We start from the raw sequence: 20536 nt of genomic DNA, 5'->3' as shown, positions 1-20536 counted from the left end.
CGCTCGGGATTGCATAACCCGAGCAGAACCGACGGTTGTGGACACCAGATGGAGGAACGACGTGGCGCGCAGGAAGCTCGGGCGGCAGTTCGGATGGCTGTGGGCCGCGTACGCGGTCAGCGCCTACGGCTCCGGTCTCGGGTTCGGGGCCTTCTGGCTGATCGCCATCAGCGTCCTGCATTCCAGCCCTACCAGCGTTTCTGCGCTCTCGTCGGCCAGCCTCATCGTCGGTGCCCTCGTCGCCGTCCCGACCGGCCCGTGGATCGAAACCCGCCGCAAGCGGCCCGTCATGATCACCATGGATTTGCTGCGGTTCGTCGCGATGGCGACCATCCCGCTGGCCTACTGGTTCGGCTGGCTGACCTACGTGCAGCTCTTGCTCGTCGCGATCGTGGTTGCGGGCGCCAAGATCGCGTTCGCCACCGCCGGCGGCGCATACCTGAAGTCCGTCGTAACCCGCGACGACCTCTTGGCGGCCAACAGCCGCTTCGAGTCCACCACGTGGAGTTCGATCGCGATCGGCCCACCACTGGGCGGTGCAGCAGTCGGCCTGTTCGGCTACACCACCACCGTCGTCGCCGACAGCCTGAGCTACCTGCTCTCAGCGCTCGGCATCACCGCCATCGGCGGACACGAGCTTGCTCCCGTGAAGGACACAACCAAGAGGATCGCTCTGCGGGATGTGCCGGATAGCTGGCGCTACCTGCTCAACCACCCGCAGCTGCGGCCGATCTTCTTGAACCGGCTGGCTGTGGGTGGGCTCTTCATGGCGACCGAGCCGCTGCTCGCGGTGCTCATGCTGCGCGACCTCCACTTCGCGCCGTGGCAGTACGGGCTCGCCTTCGCCGTACCGTGCATCGGCGGGTTCATCGGCTCGCGTCTCGCAGGCCCAACAGTCGCCAAGTACGGCGAGCACAAGGTGATGCAGATCGCCGGTGTCGGGGCGGTCCTGTGGCCGATCTGGCTGGCGTTCACCCCCGGCGGCATCGCCGGACTGCTGCTGGTCATGGCCATCGAGTTCGGTGTCATCATCGCGATGAGCCTGTTCAACCCGGTGGTCGCGACCTTCCGGCTCAAGCACATCGAGCACGAGCGACTCTCACGGACGCTGTCGGCGTGGCAGATCAGCAGCAGCCTCGCCACGGCCTTGCTCACCCTCGCGTGGGGTGTCCTGGCCGCGCTGACGTCGACGAGGGTCGCGATCGGGCTGGCCGGCCTTCTGCTGCTTGCCACGCCCCTGTTCCTGCTCCGGGCTGCGACATCGCGCGACAGCGCCCCGGCGCGCACCGGGGCACCTGGCGAGCGCCCAACGAGGCCGCTCATCACTGAGGAGATGTGACCGCCCGCCATACGGCGGCGGGTTTCGCGTGCCCTGACCTGACCACGTTCTGCCGACTCGACGAGCTCGGCCTCGAAGCCATAGGACAGCGTCGCGAGGTAGACCGCGCGGTGATCACGTGCCGGGTCGTCAAGTCCGATCAGTGGTGCCGTCGCTGCGGCGGTGAAGGCGTCCCGCGTGACAGTGTCATCCGTCGGTTGGCGCACGAACGCTGGGCTGGCGCCCGACCATGCTGGAGATCATCGTGCGTCGTCGCTACAGATGCACCGACTGCAAGCACGTCTGGCGTCAGGACACCACGCTGGCGGCCGAGCCGCGAGCGAAGCTGTCGCGCCGCGGGCTGCGGTCGGCGCTGGAAGCGATCGTGGTCGGAGCACCTGACCGTCGCCCGGGTCGCCGAAGGGCTCGGGGTCGCGTGAGACACCGCCAACGACGCCGTCCTGGCCGAAGGCAAGCGGCTGCTGATCGATGACAAGCACCGGTTCGACGGCGTCACCACGATCGGGATTGATGAGCACGTGTGGCGTCACACCCGCCGTGACGACAAGCACGTCACGGTGATCATCGACCTCACCGAGATCCGTGACGGCACCGGACCTGCACGGCTGCTCGACATGGTCGAGGGCCGCTCCAGGCGTACGTGCCGTGGCTCACCGCCACCGGCAAGCCTCGCGGTCACCAGCCTGGATGTCCACGCGACACGATTACAACGCCAACCTTCCTTGCTCAGGCACTAGCCGGTTTCACCGACCTGGAAGGTCTGTGGGCGCAGCACGGCCGCTCGCAGCCGTTCGGCCAGCGTGGGACTGCGCAGCGCCTCTGACCACACCATCAGCGCGACGGCCGCGAGATCGCGGTTCGCGTGCCGCTCGGCGACGGCACGCAGCAGCTCGGCCATCACCACGACAGACTGCGCTCCCCGCCGGCCACCGCGGCGCGCAGCACCGCGGTGATGTCGTCCAGGTTCTGCGCGGCGACGCCGAGCATCAGGTCTTCCTTCTTGCGGAAGTACCGGTAGACGGCGCCGGCGGACCGGCCCGACTCGGCGAACACGTCCTGCATGGACGTGCGGTGGAAGCCGTTGCGGACGAATCAGCGGCGCGCCGCCTCACCCTGGTCACAGGAGATTCCGGTGGCTGTCACTTTCCGTCGACGAAGCGCGGACCGGTCACTGCGGACAGTGCCCACTCCGAGGGCGGCCGAGGGGAGCCCCGAATCGGTCACAGCGGTAGTTCGCAGACGACTCAGGAATCGTCACACCGCGGCATGCTGAGGCTCGGCGGTCAGCGTGTGATCCTCACGGTCGAGTCTCGGAGGCCGGCCGTCTGGTCGTCGGTTCCTCGCTGAGGCTGAGGGTTCCGCGGCGTGGTGGGAAATCCTCAGTCCGCGGGTCGGCTGGAGCGGCGCTTCGACGGCCTCGAGAAAGCCAGGTCTGCGGAGAGACGAGAGCGGCGAACAAGACCAGGCCGCCGACCTCGGCGAGGAATTTCATGTCGTTGGGTACCAGTTGCAGGTTGAGCGCGAGATAGAGAAAGGCAAGGAGGACGACAAGAAGGCGCCGGATGTCGCTGCGCTGGCTGTCCAAGGTGACCGCGACCACGCCGATGACCAGGGGCGCAAGCATTACGAAGACGCGCTGGGTGTCTGTGGCGACCATTCGTCCGGCGAGGCAGCAGAGTGCCAGGTAGATGCTGGACACGAACAGGGGGCTACGCGGGCCTTTCTGGCGGTATTGCAGGTAAAGCCCGTAGCCGGAGACAAGCCAGAAGAAGTGGAACGTGTCGAAGAGTGCGGCGTGCTCGCCGCGCTTGTTCGACGATAGCGCGAAGACAATGTTCGAGGCGAGGCTGTGGTTTCCTTGTCCGCTGCCGAAGCTGTAGGTGCTCCCGATCAGGTGCTGTGCCCACATGCGGAAGCCAACGTATGCCACCGACGCAGCCACCACGGCCAGTACACCGAAAAGCACCTGGCGGTCGCGCAGCGACCGCGCGCGCGTCCAGGCCAGCAGTGGATACAACGGGGCCAGCAGCAATGTTGTTTCTTTGTTGATCGCGCCGACGACGATGACGACGGTGAAGAGCACCAGCTTGCGCTTGAACACCAGCCACAACGCGACGAGATAGAGCAGATTGTTCAGCGGGTCGACCAGGAACGGGTTGCTGAAGGCGTAGGGTCCATACCAGAACGTGCAGCCGAGCGCGATCGCCGCGACCGCCGAGGTGAACAGCTGCAGGTTGAGGTGCCGCCAGCAGAATTCGAAGAACACCACGGTGCATGCCAGTGTGACCGCAGCGGTGAACCCGAGCCACAGCACATCGAGCGGGAGCCCGGTCACCTTGCCGGCCAGGTGTACCAGCCATGGGCTCAGCATCCGAAGCGCAAAGGGGTTATCGACCTGGGCCCCGGTGTGCTCGGACATGGCGTAGTAGTTGAGCGCGTCGCCCCAGGCCTTCTCGTGCGCCCGCACGTCGAGCGGGGCGTAGGAGATGAGATTGATCAGCGACACCGTCGCCAGAGTGAGGTAGACCGCCGTCCGCCGGGCGACCCTGCTCTGCCGGACGGTTGCCTCCTGAGAGGCGGGAGCGGACGGATCGATCGCTGTGGTCACCCGCCAGAGGGTAGTCAACGACCACCGCTATCAATGCGTGGCCGTACGCACCTCTCCGTCTCTCACCATCGGGGGATTGTGTAGCCCAATTCGGCGCTATCGCCCCACATCTGACCCGCGCCACTACGGCATCGACAATCGAACATCAACTGTGTTCTTCGTCTCACTCATTGGTGTAACGCCGGTGTGAGGTCGCGGCGATGTGAGCAGCGGACCAGGTCAAAGTCCTGGCATGCGGGCAAAACCGACATACGTGCGATTTGTTCGGGTTTCACCCCACGGAGCATACGTTCGCGGTGGGCGGGTGGAGGCGGCACGCGTAAGCGGGCTGGCCAGGGGGAGGGCGTGCCGTGCTGCGGTTGCTGGATATTCGTGTTCTGAACCGAGCGAGACTGCTCATCTTGGTGCTGGTCGTGGCGTTGCTGACCGGCAGTGTGGAGGCGGTGATCGCGCCGCCGGCGGCGGCCGCAGCGTCTCCGGTTGACCCGCGTGAGGTCGGCTTATTGCCGTCCCCTGCCGTTGTCCCGGCCGCGGCTCAGGCGCCGTCGAAGGCGGATTTTGCGGGGCAGAGCCGGTTGAACGGGGGTGCAGGGACTCATTTCGATCCGCAGCGCTCGACGCCGGTGTCCCGCTCGATGTTCACGACCGAGTACCGCAATCCCGATGGCACCCACTCGTTCCGGGAATCGAACCAGCCGCTGAACGTGCAGGACGGAAAAGGCCAGTGGCAGCCGGTCCAGACCACCCTGGCCACGGACCCGGCGACCAAGCGCGCCGACGCGGACGTCCACCCGTTGAGCCCGTCACTGGCGACCAAAGCGAACGATCCGGCGGTGCTGAAGGTCGAGACCAGTGGCCACAGCGCGGGATTGAGCCTGGACCAGGCCGCGCCCGCCGCAGCCACGGTGAAGGGTGACTTCGTCAGCTACCCCGACGTCGCCACTGGGACCGACCTGGACTACGAAGTGACGCCGGGTTCGGTCAAGGAGACGATCAAGCTGAAGCGGCCACCTGCGGACGGGCGGTCGTCGTGGCGGTTCAAGCTCACCACCAACGGGCTGACGCCGCGGCTGGAGAAGAACGGCGCGATCACCCTGGCCGACGCCGCGGGTACGGCACAGCTGGTGCTGCCGCCGGTGGAGACGTGGGACTCGGCCGGTGGCGGCCAGACGGCGCCGGCGATGACCGGCGGCACTTATGCCCTCGACAGGACCGGCAACGACTGGTGGCTGACGGTCGCGGTCGACGGAAACTGGCTCCGTGACGCGAAGCGGGTATATCCGGTATTCGTGGACCCGACCGTGACGTTCGGGGTGCAGTACTCCTTCGCCTACCGCTCCGATGGCACCACCTGCAACGACTGCGGGCTGCGGATCGGCAACAGCCAGGCCAACGGTGACACCTACAACCGTTCGGTCGCGCACTTCGACTACTCGCCGCTGTGGGGCAAGACCGTGGTCGGCGCGACGATGGACGTCACCCGCAACACCAGCGTCGTCGGGTCGGTCAAGACCTGGAACACCAACCTCTACCACGCCTCGGACAACAACTACAACGGCGTCGGCCCGTTCCTGGCCAGTGCCCTGGTCGGGGACGTCGGCTCGTTCTCCAGCCAAGCGTTCACCGATTTCCTACGCGCCCGAGTCACCGCTCGTGATGCCAACGTCTCCTTCATGTTGATCGGGTCCGACAACCCCGGTACCTGGACGTACAAGAACCTGAACGCCACCCTCACCGTCGACACCGGTACCCCGGCCCCCGCCACGACCTTGGCAGGCCCGGCGGACGGGACCGTGTCGACGTCGCTCACGCCGACGCTGTCGGTCGCGCCGGTCACCGACCCTGACGGCGACGCGGTGAGGTACTGCTTCCGCATCGCCACCGGCGCCGACGCCAAGTCCGGTGTCGTCGTCGAATCCGGCTGCCTGACGACGCCGACCTGGACGGTCCCGGCCGGCATTCTGCAGGACGGCGTCGCCTACACCTGGCAGGCGATGACCTACAGCGGCACCACGACGATCACCCCCGCCTGGGTCGGTCACTTCAAGATCGATCAGCGGATCGGCGATCACGGCCCGTCGCCGGTGGACAGTGCTGGACCGATCAGCGTGAACCTGGCCAACGGCAACGTCTCGACCGCCGAACAAACGCCCACCTTCACCACGGTCGGCGGCAATGCCGGGCTGAGCTTCACCTACAACTCCCAGCAAGTCGAGAACAAGGGCCTCAAGGCGTCCTACTTCGTCGACCTGTCCCACAACGGCATCATCAACGACGCCCAGCAGCCGGTGCTGGTGCGTACCGAGCCGCAGGTGAACGTCGACTGGGGAACTGACTCGCCGTTCGCGCCGGCCCTGCCCGCGGACTGGTTCGTGGCCCGCTGGGAGGGCTTCTTCCAGGCGCCGGTCACCGGGACCTACCAGTTCGCCGGTGTCCACGACGACGGTGGCACCGTGTGGATCAATAACGCCAAGGTTTACGAGGTCAACACCGCCAGCGACCTGAACTGGACCCAGGCCACCGGCGTCTCGCTCACCGCCGGGCAACGCGTGCCGATCAAGGTGGAGAACGCCGAAGCGACCGGCGCGGCGAAGATGCGCCTGTTCGTCCGCACCACCGACAACACGACCGTCGCACCGCAGATCGTGCCGGCCGACTGGCTGTTCACCTCGGATCTGCCGGTCCTGCCCCAGGGGTGGACGCTGTCGGCGGACCTGGACGGCGACGGCTCGAGCTACACCGAAGCCAAGATCACCGACCAGAACATCGTGCTTACCGACGCCACCGGCGCCAAGCACACGTGGACCAAGAAGAGCACCGGCGGCTACACCGCACCGGACAACGAAGACGGCACCATTGCCCTCGACACCGCCGGCAAGGTCACCCTGAACGAAGGCGGCGCGATTTACGTCTTCCGGTCCGACGGCAAGCTGGAGACGCAGACCAGCGTGCTCGACGGCCGGAAACCGGCGACGTTGCAATACCTCTATGACGGCACGCCGTCACGTCTGTGGGAGATCAAGGATCCGGTCTCTGGCCGCTCGCACGTGCTGCACTACAACCGCCCAGGTGATGACTGCTACGGCGGTGTCACCCCGCCGTCGGGCGCCGCCGCGCTGCCGCCGTCGCAGATGCTGTGCCGCATCAGCTACTGGGACGGGACGGAGACCCGCCTCTGGTACACCGGCACCGGCACGCTGGGCCTCGGGCGAATCGAGGACCCGGGCTCAGAGATCACCGACTACGGCTACAACGCCCAAGGCCTCCTCGCCGGCACCCGCGACAGCGTCGCCAACGACTGGATCGCCGCCGACCCGGCCAACCGCAACGCCAACGCGGGTGACCTGACCACGACTATCAGCTACGACACGTCCACGAAGCCGAAGGCCGGCGGCGTCAGCTTCGCCGTTCCCGCCATCGGTCAGCCTCGCTCCGGCCGGACCTATCGATACGACCCGGCGAACCGCCAGACCTTCGTCGACGTCGCCGGCATCAACCCGGCCACCGGCTTCTACTCCAAGGTGACCTATGACGACGCCGACCGCGCCCTGTCCACCACCGACGCGACCGGCCGCACCACCAGCGAAACCTGGAACGTCAAGGACCAGGAACTGACCTCGACCGATACAGCCAACCGGGTGTCGACCACGGTCTACGACTACGCCGACCGGCCCACCGACAGCTACGGCCCTGCGCCCGCCTCTTGCTTCGCCGGTCAACTCCCGACGGCTGCGTGCGCGGGCACGGTCGGACATTCCCACACCGGCTACGACGAGGGCATCAACGGCCTCTCTGCGTCCTGGTACGACAACCTGACCTTGACCGGAGCCCCGAAGGCTTACACCACGGGCATCGGCACCACCGACGGCACGCTCAAGAGCCCGTGGGAGTACAGCAACGACGTCACCCCCGGCGTCTCCAGTGACGGCTTCTCCCTGCGGCTGACTGGTGAGATCGCTTTCCCTGCCTCTGGGGACTACACCCTGCGTGCCTACGTCGATGACGGCATCCGCATGTGGATCGACGACCAGCTCGTCATGGACTACTGGCAGATCAGCAACCCCGCCTGGCGCCAAGCCACCGTACACAGCGACACCCCCGGCCAGGCCAAGAAAATCCGCATCGACTACTACGACAACGGCGGCTACGCCAAACTTGACCTCAATTGGACCACCCCCAGCGGCACCCAGGAGCTCGTCCCCGGCACCCAGCTGCGACCGCGCTACGGACTGGCCACGTCCACAGTGGAGTCCGAGTCCGATGGCGTGCCGGACAAGATCTCCAGCACGCAGTACGGCCAGAACGGGCTCGATCCTGTCTTCGGAGCAGCCACCAGTGTCTCCACCGGCGCCGGGGCCGGCCGCCTCACCACAGCCTCGGCCTACGAAGCGCCGGGCACGGGCTACCTTCGTGCGACCACGCGGAGCGCCCCGAACGGCGCAGCCACGGCCACGGCGTACTACGGCGACACCGAGACCCGCACGAACCCCTGCGTCGCCGGCAGTCCCGCGGTGAACCAGGGCGGCCAGCCCAAGCTGCTGACCTCGCCCACACCGGCGTCGGGGACGGCACGTACCGACGAGAACGTCTACGACGCGTCGGGCAGAATTGTTGCTCAGGCCACCAGTGGGGACTGGGTCTGCACCACCTACGACGCCCGGGACCGGGTCACGGTGGTGAAGAGCCCCGCGAACCCGACCAGTGGTGAACGCACCGTCACCCACAACTACGCCGTCGGCGGTGATCCGCTGACCACCTCGATCAGCGACAATTTCGGCACTGTCACGGCCACGTCGGACTTTCTCGGACGCGTGGTCGCGTACACCGACGTCCACGGCACTCGGACCGACACCACCTACGACGTCGTGGGACGGGTCAGCCAGCAGAAGGTGACCCCGCCCAACGCCGCTGACACCCCGCAGGTCACGACGTTCGGCTACGACGACGCGGGCCGTCCGACCACGGTCACCCACGGCACGGCGACGCTGGCCACGACGACTTACGACAGCGCCGGCGAGCTGGCTTCCGTCACCTACGCCAACGGTATGAGCCTGAGCAGCGTCGGCCGCAACGCCGCGGGACAGGAAACGAGCCTGACGTGGAAGAGCGCCGACGGCGCCACGACTGTGGCCCAGGTTGCCCGGAGTCGGGCGGGCACCGTCGTCGACGAATCCCTCGGCGGCGTCGACGCTCGCCCCGACGGGCCGAACTACGTGTACGACACGGCGGGCCGGCTCGCCGAGGCCTACGTCACCGGGCACCACTACACCTATGACTTCACCTCACCGACCGCTGCGACTTGCCCCACGGGCAGCGCGAGCAACGCGGGTCTCAACACCAACCGAGTCCGCCTGCTCGACCAGACCAGCGCCGGGACCGCGGAAACCGGTTACTGCTACGACAACGCCGACCGCTTGCTTGCCGTCGCCGGAGCGACCACGATCAGCGCGGTCAGCTACGACACCCACGGCAACACCACCCAGCTCACGACACCCAGCGGGACGACCTCCCTCGGCTGGGACAGCGACAACCGCAACCTCACCGTGCGCGTCACCGGCGCCGCAAGCGCCGACGTCGCCTACGTCCGCGATGCCACGAACCGGATCATCAGGCGCAACGTCGCGCAGGGCGACACCGCCACCGATCTGCTGTACTCCTACCTCGGTGACGGGGACTCCGCATCGCTGACACTCGCAACCGCCGACAAGCGGCTGCTCAGCCGTACTTTCAGCTTGCCCGGGGGTGTCGTCTACACGGCACGCTACGACGGCGCTGCAGCCACCTGGGACGCATCCAGCATCCGCGGTGACCTTGTTCTCACCACCGACAGCAGCGGCCATCAGGTTGGCGCGCTGCGGACCTACACGCCCTACGGCGAGCCGCTGACCACCAGCGGGAACACCGATAAGGACAACGTCCCAGACAACCAGCCGGGGGCAATGGACTACGGCTGGCTCGGCACCCACCAGCGTCCCTACGAACACGCCGGCGGCCTGGCACTGGTACAGATGGGCGCACGTCCCTACATCCCGGCACTCGGACGATTCCTCTCCGTCGACCCGGTGGACGGCGGCTCGGCCAACGACTACGACTACGTCAACGCCGACCCGATCAACGCCACCGACACCGACGGCATGCGGCCCAAAAACGGGGACGACAACGGTCTCAACCAGCAGGGCCGCAAGGGCCACCGAAAGGCGAAGAAGCGCACTTCGGACAAGCATGCCAAAGGAAACCGCCATGGCGGCCGTCGTAACATCCCGTTGAATCCCAACAAGTTCGGCAACCCCAAGAAGGGGCAGCAAGGATCGTTCGCGCGGCTCCACGGCGGGGGTTTGTCCTTGCGTAATCGCGAGCTGATGCGCGATTCTCCTTCGCTCAACCGCGGAAGCTATCGCAGCACTGTGCCGCGCTGGTCCAAACCCGAAGACTCGGGGGGCTGGGGCCGCGCCGGAGCGGGCCTGGCCGGGATTGGCATACTTTGGTGGTTGGGTAAACTCGCCTCGCCCGCCTGCGGTCCCGCACTACCGCTCTGCGCGATTGCCTTCTAGCCTTTACCTACATCGACAGGAACAACATGAGCAGCAATGAAGACGCCCGGACTCTCACTGCGCAGGGTGCAGCGTTGCGAGAGGAGGACCGTCACGAGGAGGCGGTGCCGGTCCTCCGCGAGGCCGTCGCAGCGCACGAGCCGGACGCTGACCGTCTGCTGGCCTTGACGCTCATGGAGACCGGTGACCTCGAAGATGCCAAGCAGGTGCTCGTCGATGCTGTTGCCAACGGGCAGACGAACTTGGCTGGCCTGCTCGGCGACGTTGCGGATGATCTTGAAGACGACGAATTGGCCGAGTCGTCGTATCGGCAGGCGGTCGATGCGGGAGACAAAGACGCTCTGAACGACTACGGCGTTTTTCTTCGGAGCCGGGAGCGATATGCTGAAGCCATCGATATTCTTCAGCGAGCGATCGCGGAAGGTGACAGCTTGGCCGCGGCGAACCTGGTTTCGTTGTACTTCGACGACTTGGGTGATCTCGACACGGCAGAGCGGCTGGCGCTGCGTCACCTGAGCAGGGACCAGCCCAGTACCTATGTGGCCTTGGCCAACGTCTACGCCGAGCAGGGCCGGCTTGACGAGGCTGAGGACAAGTTCCAGGAAGCTGTGGGTCTGGAAGCCCGCAAGGTGCACCAGAACTACGCCTTGTTTCTCTGGGAGAAGCGAGAAGACCTAATCGGTGCCGAGCGCGAATTTCGGCTTGCGAAGGAGCGCGACGAGCCGGGATGGGGATATGAGCTGGGCTCGTTCCTGGTCGAGCTGGGTCGCGAAGATGAAGCTCGGATCATACTTTCCACTGCCGCATCCTGGGGTGACGTCGACGCCGAAGAGCTTCTGGAAGAAATTGAATCAGGAGGCAACGGCAAGACAGATCGATAAGAGCGCCGGTGTCATGCCGACGGTCTTGGGGACGTTCTCACCGCCGACGGCCTGGCGGTTGCCCAGGGGTCTGGCGAAGCTGTCGGCGTCCGGCACGGAACGTTTGTCCTGGTTCGTCGTGGTGCCGGCGGGGAACTTGCGGGCCACCGGATCGACCAGGCAGGACTTGCTGATCCAGCCCGGCTGCGCCCGGTGCCGGGCGCGGGACTGGACTACGTTGCGACGGATCCGGCCTGCGGGGACAACCCGCCTGCACCGGAAATACCGTCCAGCGCGTACGTGTCGGAGGTCGGGACCCTCGGGCGCCGGGTCCGTGAACCGCGGCTTCGCCGATCGGGGCGGGTCGGCGAGGTCGCAGGCTCGGTCTGTAACGGATCACCCCGTCGGTCGATACTCGTCTGAGTCCGGGGTGTCCGGGCCTTCGTGAACGGATTTCCGCCATGCCTCGATCTCACCTGGCCGCACTCGTCGCGGCCGGAGCCGTCACACTTGCCTGTACTGCCTGCTCCGGCTCGTCCGCCACCGCGGAGGCGCCGACCCCTGAGGCCGCCGCCGTGGGGTCCACGACAGCCGCCCCAGCCGCCCTCGATGCTGCCCAGGCCGGCGCCGCCGTGGTCGCCGCCGCCAAGCAGTCCTCGGCCGTGCACGTCAGGGGCGCCATCGTCGAGGGCGGCAACGTCACCCTCGACGTGCAGCTCAACCAGGACAGCGCGAGCGGCACCGTCACGCAGGACGGTCTCGAGATCCCCGCGCTCCGCGTCGGGGACAAGTACTACTTCCGCTTCACCGCCTCGGTGGTGAAGAAGTCCGGTATCCCGGCGTCGGCGGCTAAGCAGCTGACCGGTAAGTGGGTCCCGTCGACGGCCAAGATAGGCGCGGGTATCGCTGATGCCTTCAAGGCCTTCCTCGATTACAAGACATTCACCGAGAACACGGTCGGCCAGCTCGCGGCGGCGACCTTCACGGCCGGCGGGCCGACCACATTCGCAGGTACGCGGGCAGTGAACTTCACCAGCCCCGACGGCACCGCCACGGTGGCCGCCGACGAACCGCATTACCTGCTGCGCATGCAGGATCCCAAGAGCGGCACTCTCGAGTACACGGACTGGAACAAACCCACCACCATCAAGGAACCCGCGGCGGCGGAAATCTACTCCGGTCCCGGCTCCTGATCTTTCACCGAGGGAAGCCTGCGCTGACGGAAGCCGCGTCGCGCGGCTGCGCGAGGCGGTCCGGTCGGGTCTATCCCGTGATCGGTGTTTCCGGCGTTGTTGTTCAGTAGGTCTCGGCTCCCGGCCAGCGGTCACCGAAGGTGATGGCGAACGCGTTGATCACTGGTTTCCAGCGCATCGTCCATCGGGCGCGGCCTGTCCCGGTCGGGTCCAGGCTGCGGGTCACAAGATACAGACACTTCATCGCGGCCTGCTCGGTCGGGAAATGCCCCCGCGCACGAATCGCCCGCCGATAACGGGCATTCAATGATTCGATCGCGTTCGTCGAGCAGATCATCGTCCGGATCTCGACGTCGTAATCGAGGAACGGAATGAACTCCTCCCAGGCGTTGCGCCAGAGCCGGATCATTGCCCCGTACTTCTTCCTCCATTTCTCCTCGAGTTCGTCCATCGCGATAGCCGCGGCATCCGGACTGGGTGCAGTGTAGACGGGTTTGATGTCCCGCTTCACCGCGTCCCAATCCCGACTCGAAACCAACCGGAAGGTGTTCCGGATCAAGTGGACAATGCAGGTTTGAACAATAGTTTTCGGCCAGACGTTCGCCACCGTATCGGGAAGCCCTTTGAGGCCGTCACAGACGAGGAAGAACACGTCGGCCACGCCGCGGTTCTTCAGGTCGATCAGCACGCTCATCCAGAACTTTGCCCCCTCGCCACCGGCGCCCATCCACAGGCCCAGGACGTCCTTGCGGCCATCCACGGTGACCCCGATGGCAGCGTAGACGGGCCGGTTGGCGACCTGCCCGTCGCGGACCTTGACGTGGATTGCGTCGATGAACACCGCCGCGTACACGGCGTCGAGCGGGCGGTTGGCCCAGTCGTTCATTTCGGCGACAACCTTGTCGGTGATCCGCGAGATCGTCTCCTTGCTGACCGAAGCTCCGTAGATTTCGGCGAAATGCGCGGATATGTCGCCGGTGGTCATCCCTTTCGCATACAGCGACAGCACGATTTCGTCCACATCTGTGAGCCGCCGTTGCCGTTTCTTCACGATCTGCGGCTCGAACGTGCTCTCCCGGTCCCGCGGAACCTCGATCTGAACTTCGCCGGCGGCATCCGAGATCACCGTTTTCGGCCGTGCACCGTTGCGCACGTTCGTCGACTCACGGCCCGGGTCGGCCTGGTTCTTCTCGTGCCCGAGGTGCTCGGTCATCTCTTCGTTGAGGGCGGTTTCCAGCACGTTCTTGGTGAACAGCTTCAGCAGGCCGTCCGGGCCGGTCAGTGCCAGCCCGCGAGCCTTCGCCTCGGCCACCATCGCCGCCGCGGCGGCCTGCTCCGGCGACAGCTCCCGCGCCGGCTCGGACTCACGCTTACGTGGACTCACAAGCTCCGATGTCATCACTCACAGTGCCCATCCCGCCAGACCTCAGCCCGGCGTGTCGGGCCGGAAACACCGATCTTGGAACAGTCCCGTCCGGTCCTCGGTGCGTGTTCCGGGAAGATGGCGTCGTCCGACGCAGGCACCCAGGGCGGGGGAGGAGGGGCCGATCAGCAGGGTGAGCGGGAGATTCATGAGCAGAGTCGTCTCGTCAAGGCGGATGGCGGATTGGCGGATGATCACTGGCAGGTCGTGGGCGGCCAGGGCGCCGGTCTCGGTGTAGCCCTCGGCCAGGAAGGTGAGGCCGCAGGAGTGCCAGTTCGGGTCGCCGTGGTCGAGGAGCTGCAGGGAACCGGCGCCGGCGTAGGCCACGGGCGCGGGGTCGCCGCCGACGATCTGCGGGGAGACGGTGTCGGTCGGCGGTGGTGGCGCGGCGGCTGCGGCGGAGACACCGGCCAGCGTCGGCAGCACGGCCAGGGCTACTGCGGCTGTCTTTGTGAAACGCACGAGCAGAAATGTCCTTTCGCGGTAACGAGTTTTGGCGCGGTCGTGGGAATGCGACGCGCCAGGTTCGGTGTGTTGCGTGGCCGCGCACGAGGATGGTTGTGCGCGCCAGGCGTTCGTGGGATCCCGTACACCACAGAGGCCGGTTTCTTAACCTTGTGGGTGCACGAGGAATGACTGGCCACACCCCGGTGACCGGTCGGGTCCGGGCCCGATGCCGCCGTGCAGGTAAGTCGAGGTTCGTGGCGACACCGGTTCCGGATCCCTGGCCGTCCGCGCGGTTGGGATACGGGCGGTCGGGGAGTCAGAGGTTTCGAGCCAGGGGGGCTCCGGTAGCTCGTTGTCCGGTCCTGGTTTCTGGGTGAGGACGGCGGCGGTGAAGTGTCCGCACACCGGTGCGTCCGCGGACGGTCCGTCGGGGTACCAGGTGAACGTGGGAGCGATCCCGGGTGGCAGCACGCTGGTGCCCTGGATCATCGCGTGGATCTCGGCGTCGGTGGCGAGGCTGCCGGTCCCCGGACCGTGTTCCTGCAGTGCCGCTTCGAATTCACGTGCCTGGGCGGCGAGGTCGGGAGTCTCGGGCTGGTACAGGTGGGTCATGGCTAGGAACCCGCCGGCCGGAAGACGCGCGAGATGGTCTTGCACCACCTGGGTGGCATCGGTGCGGTTGCCGCCGTAGAACGACATCACCCCGCCGCCCAGCAGCAACGCCACGCGGTCGAGGTCGGGACAGATCAGGCCTGGGTTTTCGCTGCCGGTGTTGTAGAGGGTGTCCCACATGGCGGCGGGGTTCCACGGGTCGGCGTCGACGACGTGGATGCCGTCATCGGCATCGGCGATGGTGCGCAGCTGCGCCAGTGTCAGCGGGTCGCGTTCGACGTAGATCACCGTCGCGCACGCCGTGCGCTGCAGGCGGTTGTGGGCGATCGCCTCGGTGAGACGGACCTGGGAGTGCAGATCGTCATCACTGGCGATGTGCGGCAGGCCCGCGCCGGCGACCACGATGCTGCTGACGCGCTGGTGGCCGGCGAGGTAGGTGGCCGCCCGGTCGAGGAACCCGCGTTCAGACCGGAACACGAACCCCGCGCCCTGCACCTTTTCGTTGAGCCGCTGGGCGGCGGTGCGTTCGTTGTCGTGGGCGTATTTGACGCACGGTTTGACGCGGCCGTCGCTGTTTTTGGCTTCGCGGAAGGCGTCGTAGAGGTAGGCGAGGTTGATCCGGCTTTGGTTGGCTCCGCAGGGGGCCCACCGCCACGGCGTGTTGTCCGCGCGTAGAGGGGCTGGGGCGGGGTGGTCTGTGTCATCGGTGCAGTCGCGCCTCAGTGAAGTGCAGGATGGGAACGGACGTTGCTAGTTGCGGGTGCGGGTCGCGGTGACGAGCAGGTGAGCCGGGCCGCGGGTCCAGGGCGAGGGGTGCAGCGGCACCTCGGCAGCGGGTATGTCCAGGCGCGCGTCGGGCAGGCGGTGCAGGATGGTCTCGACGGCGGTGCGGGCGATGAGGCGGCTGGCCCGCTGGGCGGGGCAGGCGTGCAGTCCGATGCCGAAGGCCAGGTGCGCGCGGTTGCCGGTGTCGATGCGGTCCTGGGCGCCGGCCCAGGGGTCGGCGTTGGCGGCGGCGAGCCCGAGGATCAGGGCGTCGCCGCGGGCGATGTGCTGGCCGGCGAGGACGGTGTCGCTGGTGGCCCAGCGGGTGAGCTGGTTGGCCATCGGCGGGTCTGTCCACAACACGTGATCCAGAGCGTCGTCGATGCCGAGGTGGCCGCCGCGGACTTGGGCGGCGAAGCGGCTATCGGTGAGCATGATCCGCAGCGTCTGCGCGATCCACACCTGGGTGGTTTCCCAGCCTGCTCCCAGCGTCAGCAACATCGAGGCCAGAACCTCGGCGTCGTCGCGATGGTTGGGGTGGTCGAGGAAGGCGGTGGTGAGGTCGGCGGCCGGCGCCGCGCGGTGCGCGCTGATGATGCCGGTGAGGATGGCTTCCATCTCGGCGAACAGGGCCTGGGCGTCCCCGCCGGAGCCGAATAGCGCGATCACGCAGGCCTGCAGCCGCTCGCCGAGGTCCGTGGGGATGCCGAACAGGCCCGCGACGGTGAGCATCGGCACCTGCGCGGCGTAGGGCGCGACCAGGTCGATCGGCCCGTCAGCGGGGAGCCGGTCGATCAGCCGGTCACAGGTCGCGCGGATGAGGCGGGCCATGTGCTGCTCGCTGAGCCCGGCCAGGGCGTCGACGAGCGGGGCACGAAGCCGACGATGTTTGGCGCCGTCGGAGAAGTACGCGTTGTCGCGCGGGGCCATGATCGGCAGGAGCCCCGAGTCCGGGCTGATGCGGCCTTCTTGCAACAGCCGCCAGTGGGTGGAGTCGCGGGAGAAATGCAGCTCGTCGCGGACCACGGCCCGGATCTCGCGGTACCCCATCACCAGCCACGCCGGGATCCCGGGATCCAGGTCGACCGGCACGACCTGCCCCCAGCCCTCGCGCAGCCGCCGATAGGCGGCTTGGGGGGCGGGGCACGTGGTCGTCGTCGACAGCAGGGGCAGGCCGGTCAGCTCGGCGAGGCGGCAGCCGGTCACGGGCGTGGACATCAGATTCGGGCCTCCGCGGCGTCGAGACAGGTCAGGGCACGACGGACCAGGGTGATCAGGGCGTCGACCGGCGAGCGGTGGTCGCGGGCGTCGCAGTGCAGCACCACCGCCTCGGGCAGGGCGAGCGCCTGGCGCACCTCGTCGTCGGCGTGGTTGGGGGTGTCGGGGAAGTCGTTGACGGCGACGACGTAGGGCAGCCGGGTGGTGTCGAGCTGGTCGAGGACGGCGAAGCTGTGATCGAGCCGGCGCAGGTCGACCAGGACCAGGACCCCGATGGCGCCCTGGGCCAGGCCGGGCCACAGGGGCCAGAACCGTTGTTGCCCGGGGGTGCCGAACAGGTACAGCGCGGTGTCGCCGAGGGTGATCCGGCCGAAGTCCAGCGCGACCGTCGTGGTGGTTTTGTCCTCGACGCCGTCGAGGGAGTCGATGTCGGCGCCGGCGACGGTCATCTGCTCTTCGGTGCGCAGTGGCTCGATCTCGCTGACCGTGCCGATCAGTGTGGTCTTGCCGACGCCGAACGGCCCGGCCACCGAGCCGGCAACGCAGCCGACGCCGACGTCGCTGACCCAACGCTGATCCGGCGGAGCACTGAGAAGCACGCCAAACCAGAGGTTTCTCGACGACCGGGCTGGCTCTCTGTCCGCACCAGAGCGTCAATCGATGCCGTCACCCCGTGACCCCACACCAGAGCAAAGGAGTTCACATGCCCTGGGTCGACCAAACCGGCCAGGACACTTGGCGCGTTCGCTACCGACGCGCCGACGGAACGATCGCCTCCATCGCCGGGTTTCCCGATGAAGCCGCAGCGAACAACTACATCGACGACATGGAGACCGACAAACGTCGCGGAAAATGGATCGACCCGACGGGTGGTCAGACCACCGTAGCCGAGTGGGCCGGGGACTGGATCGACGCACTCGACATCGACCGGCGCACGGAAGATAATTACCGCAGCTTCCTCAAGGTTCACGTTCTTCCCCGATGGGGCACCACCGCACTGGCCGACATCACCAACTCCAAAGTCCGGAGCTGGGAGAAGAAATTGCGACAATCCGGGCTGGCGGACAGCACCGTCGCCAGCATCATGAAGTGCTTCTCCCTGTTGCTGTCCGACGCCGCGGACGAGACACTCATCGACGCTAACCCGATCCGGAACCGCCGCCGGGGTCGGCGCCGCCGAACCCAGCGCCGACCCAGGCAAGTGTGGGCAGAACCAGGAGAGGTTCTCGCCGTGTCCGACCAGATCGCTCTCTGCTACGGCCCGGGTGGAGCGATACTGGCGACCACGGCGGGCTGGACCGGGGCGCGCTGGGGCGAGCTGGTCGGACTGCAACGCCCGAACCTGCACCTCTACGACGACAACACCGGGAAGATCGTTGTCGACCCCGACATCGGCGCACTCCACGAACCGGGCTCGGGCAGCATGTTCCTCGGCCCGCCGAAGACCGAGGCGTCCGTGCGAGACATCTCCCTGCCGCCGTTCCTCGTGATGCTCCTGCGGGCTCACCTGGACAGCCACGACCACTCGCACGTCTTCGTCACACCGCAGTCCGAACTGCACCGGCGGAGCAACTTCGGCCGCCGCGCATTCCGCCCCGCGGCCGACGGAAACACGCGCAAGGTCAATCCCCGCGTTCGCCTGCGCGCCGTGAAGCCAGGCCTGAAATTCCACGGGCTCCGGCACAGCCACAAGACCTGGGTGATCGACGATGGGATTCCCGAGATCGCCCAAGCGCTCCGCCTCGGTCATGTACTCCAAGACAAGGTCCAAGAGACCTACTCTCACGTCGCAGACGCCGTCGAGCAACGCCTGCTTGAGTCACTGCAGACGCGGTGGGAGAAGGCTGTCGCCGGCAGCACAACTCCGGCGGAGCAATGTGCGTGGCGATATGTGGCCGCATAACTGACTCATGGTTTCGGGGATTCAACTGTAATCGTGCTGGACCGAGCAGAAAGTTTCGGATGAACCGGGTCGGGTTCGCGGTCTTCGCCCTGCTCGCCGACCGCCTCGGGCGGCGTCCGACGTTCATCGCCTATCTCGCCGTCGCGGCCATCGCGACCGCGTTGCTCGTCTCTTCGGGGCACCGCGTCGTCGTGCCGATCGCGGCATTCCTCGCCGGCGTCGCCGGCGTGTCGCCGGGGCCGGGCCCTGGGTTGCCGAAATGACCTACCGCTCACCGGTGCGCGCCCTGGCCATGGGTACCGTGTACAACGGCGGACGGCTGGGCGGTGCGCTGGCTCCGCGGTCGTCGGGCTGCTCGCGACTTCGACGACCGGGTTCAGGATCGGGCTGGGCGCCGCCGTACTCGCAGCCGTCATCGCGATCATCGTCATGGCACTGACGTCCGAGACCAGCGGGCGGGAACTGTCCTCCTGACAAAGGCATCCATGCCCGAAATGCCGGCAGGGTGCCAGACTCGGCCGACCAGCAGATGAACAGTCGCGGACGTTGCTCCCGGTGGGAGTTCGCGGTCAGCTGGTCCGCTGATCAGGTGCGCGAGCTATCGAGCATCGCGGTGAGGCCGCCGCCCCGCTGAAGATCGCCGGAGCGGCGGGCTCGCCGGTGTCCCCTTTGGTCATTGCCTGAGGCCGGTCACCAGCGGGGCTCGCGCTTCTCGCGGAACGCCGTGAGGCCCCTCGGCTTTCTCGCCGCCCGCGCCGTTCGTGGAGTCGGCGTGGCGGGTGGGGTCCCAGCCCAACTCGTCGTCGCGGATGTCGAAGTCACGGACGGCTTCGGTGTGGCGCTGACGGCTGCGGGGGAGTTGGCGCTGATGGTGTCGGCTAGGGCGAGTGCTGCATCTTCGGCCCGTCCGTCGTCGGCCAGTTCGGAGACCAGGCCCAAGGCGTAGAGGCGTTCCGCGGGCATCGGCTGCCCGGTGAGGAGCAGGTGGCGGCCCACCATCGGCGGAAGGGTGCGGGGCCCACGGAAGAGGGCGCCGCAGTTGGCGACCAGGCCGTGAGTCGCTTCCGGCAGGGCGAAGCGTGCCGAGCGTCCAGCGACGATGATGTCACAGGCCATCGCGATCTCGAAACCGCCGCCGTAAGCCGGTCCTTCGACGGCGGCGATCAGGGGTGTGGTGCGTCGGCGGGCGATGAGGCCGTACGAGCAGCCGCGCGGGGTGGGTCCGCCCGGTCCGTCGGCCAGGTCCGTTCCGGCGCAGAAGATGTCCGGGCCGCCGGTGAGGACGCCGGCTCGCAGCTCGGGGTCGTCAGCGAGCCGGTTCAACGCGTCGTCCAAGGCCGCGGTCATCGCTGCGTTTGCCCCTGGTTCGCCGACGACGCCACCTACGTGTTCGGCAACAACGAGCCACTGACCGGCCGCGCCGCGATCATCGCAGCCACGGCTGGCGCGGTCGTGGCCCTGCCGTGGGTCCGCCACGTCGTCGACCAGATCACACTGGCGGGCGAAGTCCAGCTGTTCTGGCCCTTCACGATCGAAGCGGAGTCCCCGGAGGGCAAGCCGCTGGCCCTGCCGTGCGGGACGGCCATTCGGCTCGCGGGGAGCAGGTGGGCGACTACT

Annotated in this window: 16 protein-coding genes and 1 pseudogene; 7 read left to right on the top strand and 10 right to left on the bottom strand. The window is 67.2% G+C overall.

What is annotated here, in order from left to right:
- The first annotated feature begins 61 nt into the window (after nucleotides 1-61).
- A complete protein-coding gene (locus OG738_RS03580) occupies nucleotides 62-1339 on the top strand; it encodes an MFS transporter (RefSeq protein WP_329051171.1) in 1278 nt (425 codons plus the stop codon).
- Nucleotides 1336-1977, top strand: a pseudogene (locus OG738_RS03575) (ISL3 family transposase); the annotation flags it as partial. The gene OG738_RS03580 and the pseudogene OG738_RS03575, both read left to right, overlap by 4 nt.
- 95 nt (nucleotides 1978-2072) lie before the next feature.
- Here OG738_RS03575 and OG738_RS03570 read toward each other — a convergent pair.
- The 3 genes from OG738_RS03570 to OG738_RS03560 form a co-directional block, all read right to left on the bottom strand.
- Complete coding sequence (locus OG738_RS03570; RefSeq protein WP_329051170.1) at nucleotides 2073-2237, bottom strand: hypothetical protein; 165 nt, start codon at nucleotides 2235-2237, stop codon at nucleotides 2073-2075.
- On the bottom strand, nucleotides 2237-2401 hold the full coding sequence (locus tag OG738_RS03565; RefSeq protein WP_329051168.1) for a TetR family transcriptional regulator: 165 nt from the start codon (nucleotides 2399-2401) through the stop codon (nucleotides 2237-2239). Before OG738_RS03565 ends, OG738_RS03570 begins: the two co-directional genes overlap by 1 nt.
- 235 nt (nucleotides 2402-2636) lie before the next feature.
- A complete protein-coding gene (locus tag OG738_RS03560) occupies nucleotides 2637-3947 on the bottom strand; it encodes a hypothetical protein (protein WP_329051166.1) in 1311 nt (436 codons plus the stop codon).
- A 398-nt stretch (nucleotides 3948-4345) separates the two neighbouring features.
- Here OG738_RS03560 and OG738_RS03555 point away from each other — a divergent pair, with 398 nt between their 5' ends.
- Complete coding sequence (locus tag OG738_RS03555) at nucleotides 4346-10498, top strand: PA14 domain-containing protein (RefSeq protein ID WP_442875926.1); 6153 nt, start codon at nucleotides 4346-4348, stop codon at nucleotides 10496-10498.
- Between the two features lie 26 nt (nucleotides 10499-10524).
- A complete protein-coding gene (locus OG738_RS03550) occupies nucleotides 10525-11379 on the top strand; it encodes a tetratricopeptide repeat protein (protein WP_329051163.1) in 855 nt (284 codons plus the stop codon).
- On the opposite strand, the gene OG738_RS03545 is transcribed toward OG738_RS03550, so the two are convergent.
- Entirely contained in the window at nucleotides 11350-11526 is a 177-nt protein-coding gene (locus tag OG738_RS03545; RefSeq protein ID WP_329051161.1) for a hypothetical protein, read from the bottom strand. The genes OG738_RS03550 and OG738_RS03545 overlap by 30 nt on opposite strands.
- A 293-nt stretch (nucleotides 11527-11819) precedes the next feature.
- Here OG738_RS03545 and OG738_RS03540 point away from each other — a divergent pair, with 293 nt between their 5' ends.
- Nucleotides 11820-12551, top strand: a complete 732-nt coding sequence (locus OG738_RS03540) for a hypothetical protein (protein ID WP_329051159.1) — start codon at nucleotides 11820-11822, stop codon at nucleotides 12549-12551.
- A gap of 103 nt (nucleotides 12552-12654) precedes the next feature.
- Here OG738_RS03540 and OG738_RS03535 read toward each other — a convergent pair whose 3' ends face one another.
- The 5 genes from OG738_RS03535 to OG738_RS03515 all read right to left on the bottom strand — a co-directional run bounded on the left by OG738_RS03535 (nucleotide 12655) and on the right by OG738_RS03515 (nucleotide 17615).
- The gene (locus OG738_RS03535; RefSeq protein WP_329051158.1) at nucleotides 12655-13950 is read right to left on the bottom strand and encodes an IS256 family transposase; all 1296 of its coding nucleotides are present in this window, start codon (nucleotides 13948-13950) and stop codon (nucleotides 12655-12657) included.
- A gap of 27 nt (nucleotides 13951-13977) precedes the next feature.
- On the bottom strand, nucleotides 13978-14436 hold the full coding sequence (locus OG738_RS03530; protein ID WP_329051155.1) for a hypothetical protein: 459 nt from the start codon (nucleotides 14434-14436) through the stop codon (nucleotides 13978-13980).
- A gap of 147 nt (nucleotides 14437-14583) precedes the next feature.
- Entirely contained in the window at nucleotides 14584-15651 is a 1068-nt protein-coding gene (locus tag OG738_RS03525; RefSeq protein WP_329056545.1) for an SAM-dependent methyltransferase, read from the bottom strand.
- Between the two features lie 132 nt (nucleotides 15652-15783).
- The gene (locus tag OG738_RS03520; protein WP_329051153.1) at nucleotides 15784-17016 is read right to left on the bottom strand and encodes a cytochrome P450; all 1233 of its coding nucleotides are present in this window, start codon (nucleotides 17014-17016) and stop codon (nucleotides 15784-15786) included.
- Nucleotides 17016-17615, bottom strand: coding sequence for a GTP-binding protein (locus tag OG738_RS03515; RefSeq protein ID WP_442875861.1), 600 nt, complete (start codon nucleotides 17613-17615; stop codon nucleotides 17016-17018). Before OG738_RS03515 ends, OG738_RS03520 begins: the two co-directional genes overlap by 1 nt.
- Before the next feature lie 104 nt (nucleotides 17616-17719).
- Here OG738_RS03515 and OG738_RS03510 point away from each other — a divergent pair, with 104 nt between their 5' ends.
- Both OG738_RS03510 and OG738_RS03505 read left to right on the top strand, forming a co-directional pair.
- On the top strand, nucleotides 17720-18919 hold the full coding sequence (locus OG738_RS03510) for a tyrosine-type recombinase/integrase (protein WP_329051151.1): 1200 nt from the start codon (nucleotides 17720-17722) through the stop codon (nucleotides 18917-18919).
- Between the two features lie 59 nt (nucleotides 18920-18978).
- Nucleotides 18979-19182 (top strand): hypothetical protein, encoded by a 204-nt coding sequence (locus OG738_RS03505; protein WP_329051149.1) that lies wholly within the window; start codon nucleotides 18979-18981, stop codon nucleotides 19180-19182.
- A gap of 427 nt (nucleotides 19183-19609) precedes the next feature.
- On the opposite strand, the gene OG738_RS03500 is transcribed toward OG738_RS03505, so the two are convergent.
- Nucleotides 19610-20395: an enoyl-CoA hydratase-related protein gene (locus OG738_RS03500; RefSeq protein WP_329051148.1), complete on the bottom strand. Its 786-nt coding sequence runs from the start codon at nucleotides 20393-20395 to the stop codon at nucleotides 19610-19612.
- Nucleotides 20396-20536: the final 141 nt, after the last annotated feature.

Origin of the sequence: Amycolatopsis sp. NBC_01488 (assembly GCF_036227105.1) — a bacterium.
In the GTDB taxonomy this organism is placed as follows: domain Bacteria; phylum Actinomycetota; class Actinomycetes; order Mycobacteriales; family Pseudonocardiaceae; genus Amycolatopsis.
This window is presented reverse-complemented; position numbering and strand designations above follow the sequence as displayed.